This window comes from Allopusillimonas soli, from assembly GCF_004153445.1.
In the GTDB taxonomy this organism is placed as follows: domain Bacteria; phylum Pseudomonadota; class Gammaproteobacteria; order Burkholderiales; family Burkholderiaceae_B; genus Allopusillimonas; species Allopusillimonas soli.
In genome coordinates this window covers 283,163-299,397 of sequence record NZ_SDQC01000001.1, presented here as the reverse complement: position 1 = coordinate 299,397, position 16,235 = coordinate 283,163, and the positions used below count along the sequence as shown (strand labels likewise).

At 62.8% G+C, this 16,235-nt stretch carries 18 protein-coding genes; 3 read left to right on the top strand and 15 right to left on the bottom strand.

Annotated elements, in window-relative coordinates; translation table 11 throughout:
* Position 1: 1 nt before the first annotated feature.
* Together flgL and ERD78_RS01420 are read left to right on the top strand one after the other, a co-directional pair.
* On the top strand, positions 2-1,240 hold the full coding sequence (flgL, locus tag ERD78_RS01425; protein ID WP_129967388.1) for a flagellar hook-associated protein FlgL: 1,239 nt from the start codon (positions 2-4) through the stop codon (positions 1,238-1,240).
* Positions 1,241-1,276: 36 nt separating this feature from the next.
* Complete coding sequence (locus ERD78_RS01420; RefSeq protein ID WP_129967387.1) at positions 1,277-3,010, top strand: methyl-accepting chemotaxis protein; 1,734 nt, start codon at positions 1,277-1,279, stop codon at positions 3,008-3,010.
* On the opposite strand, the gene fliR is transcribed toward ERD78_RS01420, so the two are convergent.
* The 13 genes from fliR to fliF all read right to left on the bottom strand — a co-directional run bounded on the left by fliR (position 3,005) and on the right by fliF (position 14,102).
* Positions 3,005-3,793 (bottom strand): flagellar biosynthetic protein FliR, encoded by a 789-nt coding sequence (gene fliR / locus ERD78_RS01415; RefSeq protein ID WP_129967386.1) that lies wholly within the window; start codon positions 3,791-3,793, stop codon positions 3,005-3,007. The genes ERD78_RS01420 and fliR overlap by 6 nt on opposite strands.
* Positions 3,794-3,809: 16 nt before the next feature.
* Entirely contained in the window at positions 3,810-4,079 is a 270-nt protein-coding gene (gene fliQ / locus ERD78_RS01410) for a flagellar biosynthesis protein FliQ (RefSeq protein WP_129967385.1), read from the bottom strand.
* 12 nt (positions 4,080-4,091) lie between these two features.
* Complete coding sequence (fliP, locus tag ERD78_RS01405) at positions 4,092-4,823, bottom strand: flagellar type III secretion system pore protein FliP (protein WP_129968278.1); 732 nt, start codon at positions 4,821-4,823, stop codon at positions 4,092-4,094.
* Between the two features lie 74 nt (positions 4,824-4,897).
* A complete protein-coding gene (fliO, locus tag ERD78_RS01400) occupies positions 4,898-5,230 on the bottom strand; it encodes a flagellar biosynthetic protein FliO (RefSeq protein ID WP_129967384.1) in 333 nt (110 codons plus the stop codon).
* 4 nt (positions 5,231-5,234) lie between these two features.
* The gene (fliN, locus tag ERD78_RS01395) at positions 5,235-5,786 is read right to left on the bottom strand and encodes a flagellar motor switch protein FliN (protein ID WP_167668809.1); all 552 of its coding nucleotides are present in this window, start codon (positions 5,784-5,786) and stop codon (positions 5,235-5,237) included.
* Positions 5,787-5,796: 10 nt separating this feature from the next.
* The gene (fliM, locus tag ERD78_RS01390; RefSeq protein ID WP_129967383.1) at positions 5,797-6,789 is read right to left on the bottom strand and encodes a flagellar motor switch protein FliM; all 993 of its coding nucleotides are present in this window, start codon (positions 6,787-6,789) and stop codon (positions 5,797-5,799) included.
* Positions 6,789-7,265, bottom strand: a complete 477-nt coding sequence (gene fliL / locus ERD78_RS01385; protein ID WP_167668808.1) for a flagellar basal body-associated protein FliL — start codon at positions 7,263-7,265, stop codon at positions 6,789-6,791. The genes fliM and fliL overlap by 1 nt, the downstream gene beginning before the upstream one ends.
* 118 nt (positions 7,266-7,383) lie before the next feature.
* The gene (locus tag ERD78_RS01380) at positions 7,384-8,724 is read right to left on the bottom strand and encodes a flagellar hook-length control protein FliK (protein WP_245152289.1); all 1,341 of its coding nucleotides are present in this window, start codon (positions 8,722-8,724) and stop codon (positions 7,384-7,386) included.
* 12 nt (positions 8,725-8,736) lie between these two features.
* Positions 8,737-9,189, bottom strand: a complete 453-nt coding sequence (gene fliJ, locus ERD78_RS01375) for a flagellar export protein FliJ (RefSeq protein ID WP_129967381.1) — start codon at positions 9,187-9,189, stop codon at positions 8,737-8,739.
* Positions 9,186-10,700, bottom strand: coding sequence for a flagellar protein export ATPase FliI (gene fliI, locus ERD78_RS01370; RefSeq protein ID WP_167668807.1), 1,515 nt, complete (start codon positions 10,698-10,700; stop codon positions 9,186-9,188). The genes fliJ and fliI overlap by 4 nt, the downstream gene beginning before the upstream one ends.
* A gap of 1 nt (position 10,701) precedes the next feature.
* On the bottom strand, positions 10,702-11,460 hold the full coding sequence (gene fliH / locus ERD78_RS01365) for a flagellar assembly protein FliH (RefSeq protein WP_129967380.1): 759 nt from the start codon (positions 11,458-11,460) through the stop codon (positions 10,702-10,704).
* Positions 11,453-12,454: a flagellar motor switch protein FliG gene (gene fliG / locus ERD78_RS01360; RefSeq protein WP_129967379.1), complete on the bottom strand. Its 1,002-nt coding sequence runs from the start codon at positions 12,452-12,454 to the stop codon at positions 11,453-11,455. Before fliG ends, fliH begins: the two co-directional genes overlap by 8 nt.
* Positions 12,441-14,102, bottom strand: coding sequence for a flagellar basal-body MS-ring/collar protein FliF (fliF, locus tag ERD78_RS01355; RefSeq protein WP_129967378.1), 1,662 nt, complete (start codon positions 14,100-14,102; stop codon positions 12,441-12,443). Before fliF ends, fliG begins: the two co-directional genes overlap by 14 nt.
* Positions 14,103-14,404: 302 nt before the next feature.
* On the opposite strand from fliF, the gene fliE reads away from it, so the two are divergent.
* Positions 14,405-14,731: a flagellar hook-basal body complex protein FliE gene (fliE, locus tag ERD78_RS01350; protein WP_129967377.1), complete on the top strand. Its 327-nt coding sequence runs from the start codon at positions 14,405-14,407 to the stop codon at positions 14,729-14,731.
* A 79-nt stretch (positions 14,732-14,810) separates the two neighbouring features.
* Here the strand turns inward: fliE and ERD78_RS01345 are convergent, their stop codons facing one another.
* A complete protein-coding gene (locus ERD78_RS01345) occupies positions 14,811-15,149 on the bottom strand; it encodes an EscU/YscU/HrcU family type III secretion system export apparatus switch protein (protein WP_129967376.1) in 339 nt (112 codons plus the stop codon).
* On the bottom strand, positions 15,146-16,234 hold the full coding sequence (gene fliK, locus ERD78_RS01340) for a flagellar hook-length control protein FliK (protein ID WP_129967375.1): 1,089 nt from the start codon (positions 16,232-16,234) through the stop codon (positions 15,146-15,148). Before fliK ends, ERD78_RS01345 begins: the two co-directional genes overlap by 4 nt.
* Between the last annotated feature and the right edge of the window lies 1 nt (position 16,235).

The window sequence follows — 16,235 nt, the reverse complement described above, 5'->3', positions numbered from 1 at the left end:
CATGCGCATCAGTACAACACAGTTCTATCAGACCGGTCTGTATGCGATCGGGGCTCAGCAGACCGATCTCATGCACATCTATCAGCAGCTGGGCAGCGGCAAGCGTATCCTCGCGCCTTCGGATGACCCGCTGGCGGCCGCACAGGCGATCAACATCAGCCAGTCGCAGGCACTCAACCAGCGCTATGCGGAGAATCGCGCCGTGGCCATGCGCAGCCTGGGGCAAGAAGAAAACACCCTGTACTCCGTCACCAATCTGCTGCAGGACGTCAAGACCCGTCTTATCGAGGCGGGCAACGGCACGTTGTCAGATCAGGACAGGGCCACGTTGGCCGACGTGCTGGCCAACGCGCGCGAGAGTCTTCTGAATCTCGCAAATGCGACCGACGGCAACGGCCAGTACTTGTTTTCAGGCTCTCGGGGCAATGTGGCGCCTTTCCAGGACAGTGGCAGCGGCATCACCTATCAGGGAGACCTGGCGCAGCGCAATATTCAGGCGGACCAGACCAGCCTGATTGCGGGCGGCGATACCGGCGCCGATGTCTTCAAGCGCGCGGCGCCGGGTACGCGCAGCTACCTGACCAGCGCCGACCCCGGGAATGCCGGCACCGGCCTGTTGGGCAAGCCCGATATCACCGATCCCGATCTTGCGAGCGCTGGTACCGCATACACGCTGACCATCACCGGATCTGGCACCTATCAGGTGCAGTATCTTGATGACGAAGGCACGCTGGTCGCCGAGACAGGCAGCTACACGGCAGGGCGCGACAACATACTGGCGCTGCCTGGCGGTGTGCAGGTGCAGCTCTCCGGCGAACCTGAGAACGGCGACAGCTTTCAGATAACCCCCACTTACGGTGATCAGGCGGGCAGCTTCAATATCTTCAATACACTGGATCAACTCGTCCAGTCGTTGGCCAGCCCCATCGGTGCGGATGATGCGGCCCAGGCGGGTTTCCGCAACATGCTGGCCGGCGCCATACAGCGCATCGACATTCATTACGACAATGTCCTGACAGTACGCGCGTCGGTGGGCGCGCGCATGACGACGCTGGAGGCGATGGATGCCAACGGCGATCAGCGCGGACTCGACTACAGCACTCATCTGTCGGAGCTCGAGGATCTCGACTACTACACCGCCTCGACGCAGCTGCAGCTCCGTTTGTCCGCGCTCCAGGCCGCGTCCCTGGCGTTCCAGAAAATCCAGTCCACCAACCTTTTCAGTCTGGGTTCTGAATGAGCACATTCTCTTCCCTCTTTCATCCAGGAACCTATCATGAGTAAAAATTCGAATAAATCCGGCAAGGCAGGCAAGCAGGGCGTGCGACGTTCGCGCCGCCCGCCGTTTCGTTTGGCGGACCTCAAGGTCAATACCGTGCTCATGATGGTGCTGGGCAGCTTCCTGGTGCTGCTCGTGGCCGTTGGCGGGCTAGGCGTCTGGTATCTATCTTCCACGCTGAAGCAGGTTTCCGCCATGGAGCAACAGAATCAGCGGGCGCGCCAGGTACAGGACATGAGCGCCAAGATGATGGATGTGCGGGTATCCCTGCTTGTGGCCGCCCGCTATCAGCAGGAGGCGGCGCAGCGTGACGATGCTGGGCTGCGCAAGGAGGCGGCCGCGATGGTGTCAGCGGCGGAGAGCAAACTGGACGAAGTGCGCAAGACCTATGAGGCATTTCGCAGGAACATCCCCGATAACCCCGAGGGGCGGCGCCTGGCGATGAAGATCGTCAGTGTCTTCAGGCCGTATGTCGACGACGGTATCGATCCCATGCTGCAGGCGCTGCATGGCAACGACTATGTCACGTTTTACTTCGTCAACAACCAGTTCGGCATTCCCCGCAGCGAAACATTCGAGGAGGCGCTGCACGCGCTTCAGAAGCATATCGACCAGGCGCATCAGGCGTATTTCAATCAGTCCGAGGCCGATTTCCGCCAGGCGCTTGTTGCCATTGGCGTGGCGGTGCTGGCGGGCATCCTGCTCATGCTGGTGATGCGCGTCATATTTGGCCGCGCGGTGCTGCGCCCATTGCGCGATGCCGGCAGGCATTTCGACCGGATAGCATCCGGGGATCTGACCCAGCGCATCGAAGTGCGGTCACGCAATGAAATCGGTGCATTGTTTGACGCGCTGAAGCGCATGCAGGAAAGCCTGACGAATACGGTGGGTACGGTGCGCCAAGGCGTCGAAGAAATCACACTGGGTTCGCGCGAGATATATATGGGCAACACGGACCTGAGCAGCCGCACCGAACAACAGGCGGCATCGCTTCAGCAGACGGCGGCAAGCATGGAGGAACTGGCCAGCACCGTACGCCAGAACACCGACAATGCCGCGCAGGCGGACCTGCTTGCCAAGGGCGCGTCCGAGGTGGCTCAGCGGGGAGGCAGCGCCGTGGCCGATGTCGTGCACACCATGAAGGATATTTCGACCAGTTCCGGAAAGATGGCGGAGATCGTGGGCGTGATCGATGGCATCGCTTTCCAGACCAACATTCTGGCGTTGAATGCCGCGGTCGAGGCTGCCCGGGCCGGTGAGCAGGGCAAGGGTTTTGCCGTGGTGGCGGGCGAAGTCCGGTCGCTGGCGCAGCGCAGCGCGCAGGCGGCCAAGGAAATCAAGGTGCTTATCGAGGCTTCGCAGTCCAAGGTGCAGGCCGGCGCGCAGCAGGCTGGGCAGGCGGGGGAAATCATGCGCGAAGTCGTCGAATCGGTCCAGGGCGTCACCACCATCATGGGCGAGATTTCTTCCGCATCGCGTGAGCAGTCCGACGGCATTGGCCAAGTGAATCAGGCTGTCACGGAGATGGATAGCGTTGTGCAGCAGAACGCGGCGCTTGTCGAGGAGGCCGCCGCGGCGGCTGGATCTCTTCAGGCCCAGGCGGCGCGCCTGTCCGAGGCGGTGGCGGTATTCAGGATAGGGCCCGGAGACGTCATTGACGTCCCGCTTTCGGAGGATGGCGCGCCGCAGGCTGTGATGCCTGCGGAGCAGCAGATGGCGCTGGTTTCATAAACCGGCCAGGGCACCGGCCAGCCTGGCCATGGCCTCGTAGCCGGCGTCGAACAAGCGGGACAGAAACGGAGAGGTCTGGGGCATCACCACCGCCAGCAGAACCAGGCCAGCCAGCAGCGTGATCGGAAAACCGACCGCAAACACCGAGAGCTGCTGGGCTGTGCGGTTCAGAATGCCCAGCGCCAGGTTGATGGTCAAGAGCACGATGATAAGCGGCAGCGCAAGCAGCATGCCTGATACCAGGACCTGGCCGCTCCATTCCATGAGCACGCCCCATCCATTGATGTCCAGGGCGCCAGGGGTGGGAGGCAGGACGTCGAAGCTGCGTATCAAGGCGCCCAGCATGACAAGATGGCCATTCAGGGCAATGAACAGCAGCATGGCCATGGTGTTCATCAGGCGGGACAGCACCGCGGTGTTGGCGCCTGTGGCCGGATCAAAAAACGAGGCAAACGACAGGCCCATTTGCAGGCCTATGAACTCTCCTGCGGTCTGGACAGCGGCAAATACAATGCGCATTACCAGGCCCAATGCGATGCCTATAAGCACCTGCTGCATTGCCAGCCACAGAAAGGTATAGGAGCCGGTGACGATGTCCGGCATGGTTTGCAGCGTTGGTGCGATGGCGATGGCGGTCAATGCGGACAAACCCACCTTTACCTTGGCTGGTATGGACGACTCGCCCAGCAGGGGAGCGGATCCGACCAGTGCCAGTACGCGTATGAACGGCAGCAGGAAGGCGTTCATCCAGTCATGAAGCTGGCCTATATTCACGTCTATCATGGCTGCTGCCCTGTTGTCAGGATACCAGGCCCGGTATGCCGGAAAGCAGACGCTGTATATAGTCGACCATGGTCGTGACCAGCCATGGGCCAAGCAGGACCAGTGCCGCTGCAACCGCAAGCAGTTTTGGAATGAAGGACAGCGTCATTTCGTTGATCTGGGTCGCTGCCTGGAAAATGCTGATGACCAGGCCCACGACCAGCGTGACAAGCAGCAGGGGGCCTGCCATCACCAGTGCGATTTTCAGTGCCTGGTAGGTCATGGACATGACGGTTTCGGCATTCATGTGGCCTGCATCCTATTGGAAGAAACTGCGCGCCAGGGACCCCAGCAGCAGATGCCAGCCATCCGCCAGAACGAACAACATGAGCTTGAACGGCAGGGAGATCGTGACGGGAGGAACCATCATCATTCCCAGCGCCATCAGCACGCTGGCCACAACCAGGTCAATGATCAGGAAGGGAATGAAGATCGTGAAGCCTATCTGGAACGCGGTTTTGAGTTCGCTGGTGACAAAGGCCGGCACAAGGATGCGCATGGGCGTCTGCTCGGGCGAGGCGATGTCCTCCATGCCGGCCATATTGGCAAACATGGCAAGATCGGTCTCGCGAGTCTGTTTCAGCATGAAGGCATGAAGAGGGCGGGCGCCGCGGTCCAGTGCCTCCTCGAGTGCGATCGTGCCTTGGCTAAGCGGCTTGTAGGCCTGGTCATAGATCTGGTCGAATACGGGCGACATGGCGAAGAAAGTGAGGAACAGCGCAATGCCGATAAGAACGGAGTTCGGCGGAGACGCCCCTGTGCCCATGGCGTTGCGCAGCAGGCCCAGCACGATGATGATGCGGGTGAAACCTGTCATCATCATGAGCATGGCCGGCAGAAAGGACAGCATGGTCAGCAGTATGAGCGTCTGTATGCTCAGGGACCAGGTCTGGCTGCCATCTGCGCCTGGCGTCGAGGTGAGGGCGGGAAGCGCGATCTGCGCTGCCGCAGTCGATGTCAGGCATAAGCCGAACAATGCGACGGCGAGCATAGGCACCGGCCGGACCAGAATCCGAGGGCGGTCGATGGCGGCGGGAAAGCATGGCGCCGCGGTGACATTGCACATCACCGGCTCTCCAGCGCCTTGCTCAGGGTGGCTGAGAACCGCTGCATATCGGCATCGGAAGGGGGATGGTCGAGGGGGCATCTGTCTTCCGACATGACGCGCAGCAGGGAAATCTGTTGCGGACCGATGCCCAGCAGCATGCGCACGCCTTCTACTTCAACCATGGCGATGCGTTGGCGCGCGCCTATGGCCCTGGAGCCAAGCACTCTCATCATATGCATATTGCTGCCACGCAGGACGCCGGCCCTGCGGGCTGCCCACGCCACACCCAGTATCAGCAGCACGATCAGCACGAGGCTGCCGAGGATGCGGATAATGGCCATCTCGTTCATGAGACTATCTACGTCCGTTCAGGCGACTGAGGCGGTCCGAAGGCGTGACGATATCCGTGACCCGGATACCGTATTTTTCGTCCACCACCACCACCTCGCCCTGGGCGATCAGATAGCCGTTCACAAAAATATCCATGGGCTCGCCCGCAAGGCCGTCCAGCTCGACCACGGAGCCCTGGCCCAGCTGCAGGATGTTCTTGATGGTGAGCCGCGTGCGGCCGAGTTCCACCGACAACTGGACGGGAATGTCCATGATCATATCGATTTCACTATTTCCGCTTGCGTTGCTGTCGGTAAGCGGCTTGAAAATCCTGTCTGCGTTATCGGGAAAGGGGGTGCCTGCGTCCTCGTGCGCAGCCGGCGTGCCTGCCGGTGTGGCGGCTGCCTGTTCCGCGAGCGCGCTGGCCCAGTCGTCCAGCGCTGGCGCAGCATCCGCCGCGGCCAGGTTTTCCTGTTCCGTTGCATCGGCTTCGGCCGACATCTCGGTAGCGGGAGAGCGCGGCGCCGCGTTCTGTGTGTCGTCGCGCACTTCGTTGTCTTGTTTTGATTTAGCCATTGTGATGAGTTCAGGAGAGTTCGCCGTCGCTGCTGGCCAAGATCTGCTTGACGCGCAGTGCATAGCGGCCGTTCAGCGTTCCATAGCCGCATTCGGCAACAGGTACGCCGCCCACGCGCGCAGTGATGGAAGGCTTGAGTTCGAAAGGAATGACATCGCCCTGCCGCAGGGAAAGCAACTTTGCAATGTCGGTTTGTATGCGCGCAAACTCTGCCACCAGCTCCACATCGGCGTTGCGCACCTGCCGGCCGAGCTGATGCGTCCAGCGCTGATCGATTTCTCCCGCTCCGGTTTCCTGCAGCGGCTGTGTGAGCAGGTCGCGCACCGGCTCTATCATGGAATAGGGCAGGCAGATATTCAGATTGCCGCCCGACGCGCCCAGTTCGATATTGAAGGAGGTCACCACGACTATTTCGTTGCTGCTCGTGATGCTGGCGAACTTGGTGTGCATTTCCGAGCGGATGTATTCGAATTCGACCGGATATACATGCGCCCAGGCCGACGCATAGCTTTCGAGCGTCAGATTGAGCAGTCTTCGGATAATGCGCTGTTCGGTATTGGTGAAATCGCGTCCCTCGACCCGGGTGTTGTAGCGGCCGTGGCCGCCGAACATGCTGTCTATGACCAGGAAAACCAGATTGGGGTCGTAGGTGAACAGCGCCGCGCCTCGCAAAGGCTTCATCGTGACCATATTCAGATTGCTGGGCACGGGCAGGTTTCGTTCGAATTCGGAGTACTTCTGGATGCGGATGCTGCCGACGGTGATGTCGGCGTTGCGCCGCATGAAGGAAAGCAGCATGGTGCGCAATCCACGCGCAAAGCGCTCGTTGATAAGCTCGAGCGTCTGCATTCGATGTCTGACGACGCGATCCGGAGACCCCAGATCGTAGGAACGCACACCGCTCTGGCTGGCGCTTTCCTGTTTCTGTGTCTGGCTCTCTCCGGTGACGCCGGCAAGCAGCGCATCGACTTCGTCCTGCGACAGCAAGCTCTGGTAGGACATTATTGGACTACGAAGGCGGTGAACAGGACATCGGTTATCTTGGGCGGCTTCGGGGCCGGCTCATACGGCTGCGACAGGGTGGTTTGCAAGCCTGAAACGAGCTTGGCCCGCCCATCAGGGGTTTGCACCGTTTCAGGAAGCTGCTCCGACAGCAGGCGCAGGGCGCGATCGCGCACTTCGGGCATATAGGTGTTGATCACCGCCGCCGAGTCACTGTCGGCCAGGCGCAATGTGACGGCGACATACAGTATGCGTGTCATATCCTCGCTGTTCAGGGTAACGGTAAACGGTTCGAGCGGGGAGAAAATGGGATCCGGCGCGGGTGTGGGCGCCGGGGCCGGGTCTGCGTGGGCGCCACCCAATTGGGCATAGTCCTGGTAAAACAGCGCCGCGCCAGCGCTGGCCGCGGCAATGAGGACTACGCCGACTACGGATTTGATCGCCGAGGAAAAGGCGTTCGCTTGTTTCTGGGACATGGACGCATGCCGTGAATGGTAATGATCGAAAACCATTGTGCCGCACTGGCCATGTTTCAATCCCGCTAAATAAGGGGTTTAAAGCGCGCTAGCTTCGGCGATTGACCGGGTGTTCGCTTCAGGCAAAAGTGTCCACCATCAGGTTGCCGGATATCGCCCGGCGCACGATCGTTGTGCTCTCGACAGTGCTTGTGGAGGCCGCCACCGAATCGGAGCGTCTCGTCCGCGCGGTCCTGGGCTTGTCGAAATCCTGTGCCGCGGTATTGCCCTGATCGCTGACATTGGTCTGGCCCAACGAGAGGCCGGCCTGGGAGAGCAATTGGCCCAGTTGAGGCAGCGCATTTTCGATGGCCTGGCGCACGGCCGCGTGGGGTGATACGAAACTGGCCTGGGCCACGTGGTCGGCCATATGGATGGAGATACGCAGCGGCCCCAGGTCGGGCGGATCAAGCCGCAATTCGGCGGCATGCGATTGGCCGCCTGCATGCTGGACGATGGACATGAAATGTTTGCCAAGCTCTGGCGCCCATTGCGGGCTGCCCAGCGGCGCGGAAAGATAGGCGGACGTCATGCCGGTTGTGCCCGGGACACTCTGCCCCTGCAGCACACCGCCGGTTGTCGGGGCCGTGGCGGCCAGGGACGATAGGTCCGCCAGGCTGGTGGCGGCAGGGCCATGCGTCAACGGCGCGGGCCCATCCACGAATCTCTGCGGTCCGGTCTGCTGGACAGCGGCGTCCAGCAGCGCATGGGTGTTGCCCTGCGCCGAGGGGTGTTTCATGGCGCGGTGGAATTCGTGCAGGACAGTAGTCAGGGATTCGGATTCGGATGACTGCATGCGTGCGGTGCGTGCCTGGATGGCTCGTGCTGCGCCTGGCGGGCTGGCCTGCGCTTCGGCTGCCGCGCGTGCACCGCGCAGGCTGGCGGCCAAGACACCCGTCGTTGGAAGTTGGTTGGTGCCAGCTTCAGCGGCCGGCTTGCCGGCGCCTGAGTGTGAGAGGATGCCGGCCAGGTCCATGTTCGGCGAGCGCGTACGCCGTGCCAACGGTTTGGTGTCTGGCGTCGCGGCGCCAGACACGGCGGCGCCAGCGGCTGGCCGGGAGGCTTGCGCAGTCACGCCGACCGCCTGGCTGGCCATAATCAGGGCGAGCTGAGGCGGGCACGCGCTGGCGCTGTCTTCACCTGCGTCGGAGGCCTGAGCATCATTGCGCCCGTCTGCAGGAGACGATGCGGCTTGCCGGAGACCATCCTGCGCGGCGGCAGGCGTTTCAGCGTTGGCAATGCCATCTGGCTGATGCTGCCGCGAGGCGTCATCCTGCCGGTGCGCTGGCGGTTTCTGTGCTGCCCTGGCCTGGCGCGCCATTGCATCCGCAAACGGCGCATTGGTTTCAGGGGCATCCCGTCCGGCATGTGCGGTTTGGGCCTGCGCACCTTGTGACGTGGACAGGATGGAAATCTGCATGACGTGGCCTCTTCAGGATAATGGATGCAGATGGCGGCGGTATGCGTTGGCCGCGGCCTCGTCATAGAGCCGCTGCTCCGCCCGCGCCTGCCTGTCTCGCACCAGGCATTGCCGCCGGGTGGCCAATGCCTCATAGGCGTTAAGTTGCCGCTGCCGCTCATTCCAGTGACGCTGGCTCTCGCGGATACGGCCCTCCATATGCGCCAGTGCTTTATTTTGCTGCAGAATCGCGGCGTCCAAAGTATCGATAAAGCGCCGGAAGTTCTGGTAGTTCGATGCTGAAACCCCGTTTTCAATGGTGTTCTGCAGGCGCAGCATGTAGTCCTGGCGGTAGCTGTGAAGCATGGCCAATTGCTGCTCGGCGCCCAGACGCTCGTCCGCCAGCCGGCGCAGGTGCAGGCCTGCCTTCTCGGCAGCCTGGCGGGCCAGGTCAACCAGCGTGTCCAATGTTCCTGCATTGATCATGTTGCGGCATCCTGGGGAGTCAGCATCTGTTCCATGCCTAGCGCCGAGCTGGCATAGTCGGCTCTTGTTGATACATCCTGCTGCAGATAGGCTTCCAGCAGGGGCCACTTGGCCATGGCTTCGTCTATCTGGGCGTCGTTGCCCGGCGTGTAGGCGCCGACGGCAACCAAGTCTCGATTGCGTTGATATCGGGACAGCATCTTCTTGAAGCGGTGCGCGGCGGCAAGCTGGCCGGCGGGCACGACGGCGGGCATGACGCGGGAAATGGATGCCTCGATGTCAATGGCCGGATAGTGGCCCGATTCGGCGAGGCTGCGCGACAGCACGACATGCCCATCGAGAATGGCGCGCGCGGCGTCGGCAATGGGGTCCTGTTGGTCGTCGCCTTCCGTCAGCACGGTGTAGAACGCGGTGATGGAGCCGGCGGCGGCGCGCCCCGGTGCCGGGGTTCCATTTCCGGCCCGTTCGACGAGCGCCGGCAATTTTGCGAAGACGGAAGGCGGGTAGCCCTTGGTTGCGGGCGGTTCGCCGATGGCCAAGGCAATTTCCCGCTGCGCCATGGCATAGCGGGTGAGCGAGTCCATGATGAGCAGCACATGCTGGCCCTGATCCCGGAAATACTCGGCCAGCCGCGTGGCATAGACGGCGCCTTGCATGCGTAGCAAGGGAGACACATCCGCTGGCGCGGCCACCACGACCGCGCGGGCAAGGCCTTCGGCGCCCAGGTTCTGCTCGATGAATTCCTTGACTTCCCGTCCGCGTTCGCCGATCAGCCCGACAATAATGATGTCGGCCTGGGTATAGCGCGCCATCATGCCGAGCAGGACGCTTTTGCCGACACCCGATCCCGCAAACAAGCCCATGCGCTGGCCGCGCCCGACCGTAAGCAGGCCATTGATGGCGCGTACGCCGACATCGAGCACAGTATCGACGGGGGCGCGGGCGAGCGGATTGAGGGTGCGGGCTGTCAAGGAAGCCGCCTGGACGTCCGCCAGCGCGCCGCGCTGGTCCAGGGGGTGGCCCGCGCCATCGAGCACCCGGCCGAGCAGGCCGGGGCCCACGGGCAGTCGGCGGGACTGAAGGTCCAGGAATGCGGGGTTGGCGGCATTTGCCGGATCCGGTCCGCCAGTCCCCTGCGCTGCCGGCTCGATGGGCAACACACGCGCGCCGGGAGGCAGGCCGGAAATATCGCCTTGTGGCATCAGATACAGTGTTTGCCCGTTGAAACCGACGACCTCCGCATCGGCCCAGTGGTTGGTGCCGGCCGTGATTTCAATGCGGCAGGCCGCGCCCACCGCCAGACGCAGGCCGGTGGCCTCGAGGATAAGCCCGGTCGCGCGCGTGATGCGTCCGCTTTGCAGCCATGATTCGGTCGCGGCGATGCGATGTTGATCCGCCTCCAGATGCCGGCGCAGGCGAGGTCCGGTCGTATCGCCGGCGGGGGCTGTCGGCGCCGATGCCGGGCGATGCGCCATGGCGGGCGCCGCGCGACTGGCCGGGTAGGTATCCATGTCAGCCTTCCTCGCCGGGAAGCGTGCGGCCCAGTGCGGACAGCACGCGCTGCCAGCGGGTTTCCAGTGTGGCGTCGATGGAACCCAAGGCGGTTTCCGCAATACAGCCGCCTCGCTCCATGGTGTCGTCGGGCACAAGCTGCCAGCTGGCGATGCGGGTGTCCTGCGACAGATATGGCTGCAGCAATTCGGCATCGTCACTGTGCACGCGCAGGCGCAAAAGGCCCTGCCGGGCCGGATCGAGGTCCAGAATATCGCGCACCAGCCCGGTAATGAGTTCGGCTTGCGATGCGAGGGTGCTGCGGACCACTTGCTCGGCAATGCGCAGTGCCAGGCTGGTCAACGCATGGCCGGTTTCAGCGTCAAGGTTCTGCAGGGCGGTGCCGCATGCATCGGCCAGGCCTTGCAGGCGGCGGGCCTGTTCGGCTGCCGTGTCTGCTCCGGCCTCAAGACCGGCTTGCCGCCCCGCCTGATAGCCTTCCTTGTAGCCTTCTGCTTGGCCGGTGCGCAGGCCTTCCTCTCTGCCTTTTTCCAGACCCTGTGCATAGCCTTCTGCCCGCCCGTCGGCATAGCCGCGTTCACGCGCCGCCGACTCGATTTCTTCGAGAGAGGGGCCGGGTGCGGGGTGTGCTTGATGCTGTCCGTTGGCGTCTTCTTCGGGCTCGATCACCGGTGCCGTCGATGCGTTGTCGAATCGCGCTGGCCGCCAAAGAGACCAGCGTGCGATGTCTGCGGTAGCCGTGCCGTGACATTCAGACATACTCGTCGCCTCCGAGTCCGCTCAGGCTGAATGCGCCGCCTTCCGCCAGCCGGCGTGCCACCTGGACGATGCGTTTTTGTTCTTCCTCGACCTTGGACATGCGGACCGGTCCCTGGGCTTCCAGGTCATCTCGCAGCATGTCGGCGGCACGTCGCGACATGTTCTTGAAGAACTTCTCGCGCAGTGCGGCTTCGGTTCCCTTGAGGGCTATGGTAAGGCTGATCGTATCGACTTCCTTGAGAATGAGCTGGATCGCCGCATCCTCGAGATTGAGCATGTTTTCGAAGACGAACATGTCATCGACAATACGCTGGGCCAGATCAGGATCCAGTTCGCGCAGATTCTGCACCACGGCTTCTTCCTCCGCGGAGGTCATGAAATTGAGAATTTCCGCCGCGGTGCGCACGCCACCCATCTTGCTGCGCTTGGCACCCTGGCCAGACAGCATGCCATTGAGCACTTCGGTCAGCTCATGCAAGGCGGCTGGCTGTACGCCGCCAAAGGTGGCTATGCGCAGGAGCACGTCATTGCGCAGGCGCTCGTTGAGCAGCGCGAGCACGCCGGATGCCCTGTCGCGTTCGAGATGGACCAGGATGGTGGCAATAATCTGCGGGTGCTCGTCGCTAATGAGTTCGGCGACCTGCTGAGGATCGAGCCAGTTCAGGGCGTCGATGCCGCTGTTGCTGTCGCCTGCCTCGAAGATGTCTTCCAGCAGGCCTGCCGCGCGATCGGTGCCCAGCGCCTTGGTCAGCACGGCGCGCACATATTCGTCGGAACCCAGCGTGACCGCCAGGAACTGGTCGGCTTCCTGCCGGAACTCCTCAAGCACGTTGTCCACGTCGGCGCGGGTGATGTTCTTCAGATTGGCCATGGCACTGCCTATCTGCTGCACCTCGCGCGCGCTGAGGTAGCGGAAGACCTCGGCGGCCGCATCCTCGCCCAGCGACATCATGAGAATGGCGCAACGCTCAAGACCGGGTTCAGAGACTGCCATCTTTCTTCTCCATCCACGTGCGCAGCACCATGGCGACGGCGCGTGGATCCTTGTTTGCCATATCCCGCGCCGTGTTCAGGTTTTCCTCATGGCGGCTGAGCGCTGCAGCCAGGCGCTCTTGCGCTTCGGCATGTTCTCTTGCCCTGGCCTGTTGCTCGACGTCCGCTTCGACCTGCTCGCGCTCGCGCGCCTGGCGCGCCAACATCGGCTTGACGATACGGCGCCAGATCAGATAGACGACAAGCGCCACAAGGAGATAGCGCAGCAGGCGCAGGGCCATATCGATGTAAACGGGATCGCGCCAGAGTGGCACACGGGCGATATCGGTTTCCGTAAAGGCGCTGTTGACAACGCTGAGCGTGTCGCCTCGGGATGCCGAATAACCCATGGCCTGCTTCACCAGCGCGTCTATCTTGGCCATCTCCTCGTCGGACAGCGGTTCGGGGCCGGTATCGGTGTCGCGATAATTCACCACCACGGCGACGGAAAGCCGGTTCAGCGTGCCGAGCGGCTGCCGGGTATGGCTGATGGTGCGATCCACTTCGTAGTTGATGGTGGCATCGCGCCGGCTCGAGCCGCTGCCGTGGCCGGCCGCATTTTCTTCGCTGGACAGTACATCGGCCTGGCCGCCGGCCTGCGTGCCGCCGGCGTCCTGCGTAGTGGCTGGTGGCGTCTGTATCGGCGCGGTTGCGTTGGCGGGCGGTTGATTCGTGAGCGCGCCCGGCACGCCCTCGGGCGGCGGCACATTGCGTTGGGACGATGCGCTGGTCTGCTTGCTGCGGACAGCAGCCTGCCCTGGCTCCTGGTTGGGCCGGTAGACTTCGGATGTCTGCTCGCGCTGCGAGAAATCGACGTCGGCGCTGGCCTGCGCGCGCACGTTACCGGCGCCGACCAGCGGATTGAGTAGTGTCAGGATACGCTGTATGGTGCGCTGTTCGATATCGTCGATCAGGGTGCGCCGGGCGCCGTCCGCGCCCGCGTCGCCGGCGGGTTGGGTAAGCAGGCGGCCGTTCTGATCAACGACCGATACATTCTCCGCCGTGAGATGAGGCACGCTGGATGACACCAGCCAGGTAATGGCATTGACCTGTGCGTCGCTCAGGCTTCGGCCCGGATAGAGCGTAAGCAGGACGGACGCGGTGGGCGCCTGGCGCTCGCGGACAAACAAGGACTGCCGCGGCAGAGCCAGGTGCACGCGGGCCGCCTGAACTGCATGCAGGTCGCGTATGGTGTTGGCCAGTTCGCCCTCCAGCGCCCGCTGATAAGTAACCTGCTCGGTGAACTGGCTGGCGCCAAAGCGCGTGTTGTCCATGAGCTCGAACCCGGCAGCCCCGCTGCGCGGCAGCCCCTGCTGGGCTAGCTGCAGCCGCAGGCCATGAACGCGATCCGCCGGAACCAGGATGGCGGTGCCCGTCTCCGACAGTTTGTACGGTACATTCATCTGCGCCAGCGTGGATACAATGGCGCCGCCGTCGCGGTCTTCCAGATTGGAAAACAAAACCTTGTACTCGGGGGCGCGCGCCCACAGGAGCAGGGCCACCACAAGAGCGATCAGCGCGGATGCGCCGACCGCCTGAGCCGGTCGCGGCCATGCAAGGGGGCGGGCGAGAACGCGCAGGCGTTCCGCCCATGCGGCCGATGATGTCATGCGCATCCTCGACGGCCACAGGCCAAATGGCGGGAAGATAAAGGCACTGTGCAGTGTTTCAACAAGATGAGCATGCCGCTGGATAAGACTGAACGAGCCTGCATTATGAAAGTAGGCAGGTGCGCTGCAAGCGCTGAACAGCATGGGATTTGGGGGTCATTTAGGCCATATGGCCCGAATGGGCGAACAGCCCCCTCTTTTGGCCTCAGATAGGTGTCTTGGGAGCGGCCAGGCGGCGCTAAAGTGATGCCATGCTCAGGCCCGCGCAAGAGGCCTTTACTTTTAATTCCGTTATATGGCCCATGCAGCAGATTGCCTCCATTGAACACATGCTTGCACAAATGCGCGCCGTGGCGCATTCGGCATCTGGCGCCACGCGGGCCGATACCGTGCACGCGCCACCGGACGAAGGCTTTGCCGAGGCGTTGTCCCGTTCGCTGCAGCGTGTCTCGACGCAGCAGAACCAGGCTGCCGCTCAGGCGCGCGCATTTGAGCTGGGTGTGCCCGATGTGTCTCTGAACGACGTCATGATAGACATGCAGACGGCGGGCCTGGCCTTCCAGGCTACCGTACAAGTGCGCAATCGGCTGGTTGCCGCCTACCAGGAGATCGCCAGCATGCCGGTCTGACGGCTGGTCCAGCCAATAGGCTCAACACAGGTTTTCCCTTGCGCCGCTGATTTCCCATCGGGAGTCAGCGGCATTTTTTTCAGGTAGGTGATTGATCGTATCTTTCTGCCTCGGTGTACGTGGCTTCCTCCAGCCTGTACAGCCATGTCAGTATGCCAGCCACCGCTTCGTAGAGCGCTGGGGGAATATGCTGGTCGAGATCAAGATGCATCAGTACGCTGACCATCTCGGGTGCGTCATGAACATACAGGTTGTGTTCGCGTGCGCAGCGGATGATATTCTCGGCGACCGTGCCATAACCTTTGGCAACGACCCGAGGCGCGGTGTCGCGCGCATCATAGGAAAGTGCCACGGCCTGGCGTAGCGGTTTACCAGGCGGCGCGTCTTTTTGCACGTTGTCGTCTTGCGCTTCAGTCATGCCGATTCGTGCGCCGCGCCGCGTTTGATGGACAGGCGGCCAACGGTCAGCCCAAGCTCGGCGCAGTGCGCTCGCAGTGTCGATGCATGCCGGCCCAGCAGCGTTGCCGACTGATCCGCCTGCAGCGACACATCCAGGCTGTCGCCGCGCAGTATCAACCGGATCTGTATCGCTCCCAGTTCAGGTAGTGCCAGGTCCAGTGCCGTATGCCAGTGGTCGGAGCGAGCCGCTTCATGGGCCGGCGTATCCGTATGGCGCTGTAAGGTCCATGACAGGGGCACGCCCGGCCAGGCCAGACCTTGCCAGGCAAAGGTCTGGTTGGCCAGCGCCTCAAGCTGTTGACGGACCAGGTGCTGGACGGGAAGCGGCATGTCCTGAACCCCGCCTGTGCCCGGATTGCGCACGGCCTGCTGCCCCTGCGGTTCCTGGCGCAGTTGCGCGATATCGGCCTTGCCTTGGGCAAGCAGTGCCAGGTGAGATTCATAGAACAGGCCGCTGTGTTTCAATGCCCTGGATAGCGCCGCGGCAAATGCCTCCCGGAGCGGGGCATCGGCACCTGATGGCGCCATGGCCTGCATGCGGGACGGTGACGTCGAAACTGGTTCGGCCCGGCCTTGCGGCCCCGGTGTGCTGATGCGCTCAGGCTGCGAAAAGCCCTGGTCGGCGGGCCTCAGCAGAGGTTGCGAGCGCTGAACGGCTGCGGCTGATTCCGGGAAACGTGTCAGTAGGGCAAGAATAATGCGGGCGGCGGCGCCCAGCGTGGTCGGTGCGGAAGGCGTGGCAGCACTGCTGGTGGCCGACGGCATCCGCAACGGTGCCTGATCGCCAGGGCCGGTGCGTTGCAGGTCGAGGGAGCGGGCATCGCGAGACGGCTGTTGCCGCCCTTGAATCTGGTCGACCGCTTCTTGTGGGTGCCGCCGGATCTCGTTCCGGCCGGGTGGCGTGCTTTCCGATTGAGCAGGCTGCCTCACGGCGTCCGGACGGGCGCCGTTGGCCAGGTTCATCTGCTGCGACAGCGTGGTGCCCAGCATGGCATCAAGCCGCTGAACCAGCAGGGTGCCCAATCCGGATGGACCCGCCGTCATG